Source organism: Paenisporosarcina sp. P4_E4_2, from assembly GCF_056401595.1.
Window position 1 is genome coordinate 1 of record NZ_JBFUJC010000409.1, and the last position, 2,496, is coordinate 2,496.

Here is a 2,496-nt window from a genome sequence, read left to right on the forward strand (position 1 = left end):
AATTTGCACAAATGCTTACAGAACACTTGGCATTGGCACATTGTGAAGTAATTATAAAGATTTATCAAGAGAACCCTGAAAAAGCGATAGAACTAATGATGTTAACGAAATATGGTTTTAAAGAATCAGACATACCATTAGATAAGTTATTGCATTTTAATCAAGAGAAGAGGCCTTTAGTTCTTGTTCTACTAACGGGTGCTTTAGTTGAAGAACAGAAGATCGTCATAGACGGTCTTTTTTGTTTGGCTAAAGCCTCAAGACAGATTGGATATTTATTCATGGGACTGGGAAAGCGAAACCGCCAGAAGCCCGTCAAATCAACGATGTATATTCGGTGAATACGAGATGGATCGGTAGTTTTATTTGAGAAAACAATAATCCGTGCCATTTTTTCCATAGAAAAAACGCCCTTTTAGGCGTTGGGTATTAATTGCTTGCTGCTGTTTCGGTTATTGTTTTATCTGGGTTCAATACATACGTCCAAACTTTCCCGTCATCGCCTTTATAAAAATAAGAATACATAATAGCCTTGCCGTCATTAAAGTTAATAAATAGCTGGGATTTTACGTTCTCATCTTTAATTTCCTTAAATGCAACCGTTTTTACAGTTTGTTCATAGTTATATTTGTTTTTAACGTTGTCGTACATCCAAGTTTCAATATTCCCCTCGAATCCCGAAACAAAATCTTGACCAAATATCTCTTTGACATTTTCTTGGGTTAACTCTATTTCCGCATTGCTTAGTACAAAATTTTTATCAATTATATTTCTCGTTTTTACAGTTGATTTTGAGTCAGTTCTTAAATATCCCAGAATTTTTCCTTCCACGCTATCCATCGGTAATACACCAAAATATCTGCTATCAACACCTCTAGCTCCGTTGTCAGATAAAACAAATACGGTATTCTCCTCAACTTTAACAGGATTCATAGTAGTAGCAAAATATTCTCTATGATTTTCATCATTTACTCTATTGGGTGGTTTCACTTTTTCGAAATATTCCTTTTCATTCATTCCTCTCTGTAATAATTTGGAATAGAAAGTATCCAGTTTTTTATCGTCGATGAAGACTTGCCCATCTTTTATTTCAACGGTTTCACCTGGTAACCCAACTACTCTCGAAATGTAATACTCGGGCATATTGAAATCAGGATTTGTTTCTATTGTGAAGTCCGGTGATTTGAAGTAAATAACATCTCCGCGTTTAATTTCCTTGTCATCAGGATCAACGACTAAACGGGGATGAGCCAATGTTTCATAATCGTGATCACCTCTATCCATATTGTCGGAATACCATTCCAATAACAATGAATTTTCAAGAGGTTCTACCAATTCGACTTCTGGTTTTGTATCATTGTCTGTAATCGTATCCACTTCATTCGAAGCAGCCTCTGGTGAACACGCAGTTAATAATACTGCCGCACCAATCAGTAAATATTTTTTCACTTACATCATCTCCTTTACTTATATTATACCAGTATTATCCATTTGAACCTTAAAAATAAAGAATATTCTGTGAACAATAATAAGTAAAAAATGCTGAACTCTAATCAGCGTTTTTTTAACGTTTATATATAATATCTTCCCAAGAATACACTTTATCAGTGATTCCTAATCGTTGAGCAGGTGTCATTTTAACTCCATTTGTTTTAGTAGCCTTACAGAAGTTATAATACGTTCTTAAAATCGTTACCGACATTTGAGCGTATCTCGGATTAAAGTTGGCGTAAATATAGGATTTCCCGTCACCTCTTGAAGTAACAAGGGGTCTTTCGCAGATTAGTTTAACAAGAAGGCTTTTTCGGAATGCCATTGAATAAGTTAATATATGTAAATTATTAAACAATAGGGGTGCTTTACTTCAAGTCGAGGTTGGCACTTTTTTATTGAACTAACGGGGCAGATTAATTCAATATAAATTAAAAGGAATTGGAGTGAGGACTTTGTTAATTAGGAAAATTGTTTCTGCTTTAACTGCTGGTATAATTATGACTATTATTTATTCAGCATTTGAAGAATTAGGGATGGGTCTCTTTTTAGGGATATACCTACTACCGATTCTAATAATATATGGAACACCTTCCTCAATATTTTCTGATTTAATTACCAAAAGATTAAGAGGTTTTAGTCGAATGTTTATGGCTTTCATTATTCATGTATTTATGGGTGCATTATTAGTAATAATTCCAACACTACTGTCGGAGCATGAAAGAGATATACTTATCAGTTTATTGAATAATTTCTTCTTTGTTAGCGCGGTTTTATCTGCTTTCATTTTTTGGTTCATTGATGAATTAATTAGAAGTGATAAATGTATAAAAATATGGGGTAAATTTGTGGCAGTTCTAAATAAGATTGGTGACTTAAGAATATAAAAACTCTATTTATATATCGGGTTATTCAACTAACGTGGTGCTTTAGTTGAAGAATCGGCTGCCTTTACAAGGTGGCTTCTTCTTATGGATATGAAGTTGATTTACTTCCTAATTGTGG

The 2,496-nt window shown here is 33.7% G+C and carries 3 protein-coding genes and 1 pseudogene; 2 read left to right on the forward strand and 2 right to left on the reverse strand.

Features of this window, described 5'->3' with window-relative positions; genetic code table 11:
* Window positions 1-341, forward strand: a 341-nt coding sequence (locus AC1DSB_RS17905) for a hypothetical protein (protein WP_477587268.1), incomplete at its 5' end; no start/stop codon positions are given.
* Between the two features lie 88 nt (window positions 342-429).
* On the opposite strand, the gene lepB is transcribed toward AC1DSB_RS17905, so the two are convergent.
* Together lepB and AC1DSB_RS17915 are read right to left on the reverse strand one after the other, a co-directional pair.
* Window positions 430-1,449 carry a signal peptidase I gene (gene lepB, locus AC1DSB_RS17910; RefSeq protein WP_477587269.1) on the reverse strand — a complete coding sequence of 340 codons (1,020 nt, stop codon included), beginning with the start codon at window positions 1,447-1,449 and terminating at the stop codon, window positions 430-432.
* A 115-nt stretch (window positions 1,450-1,564) separates the two neighbouring features.
* Window positions 1,565-1,777: pseudogene (locus AC1DSB_RS17915) on the reverse strand (insertion element protein); the annotation flags it as partial.
* 169 nt (window positions 1,778-1,946) lie between these two features.
* Here AC1DSB_RS17915 and AC1DSB_RS17920 point away from each other — a divergent pair.
* The gene (locus tag AC1DSB_RS17920; protein ID WP_477532610.1) at window positions 1,947-2,378 is read left to right on the forward strand and encodes a hypothetical protein; all 432 of its coding nucleotides are present in this window, start codon (window positions 1,947-1,949) and stop codon (window positions 2,376-2,378) included.
* The last annotated feature ends 118 nt before the right edge of the window (window positions 2,379-2,496 follow it).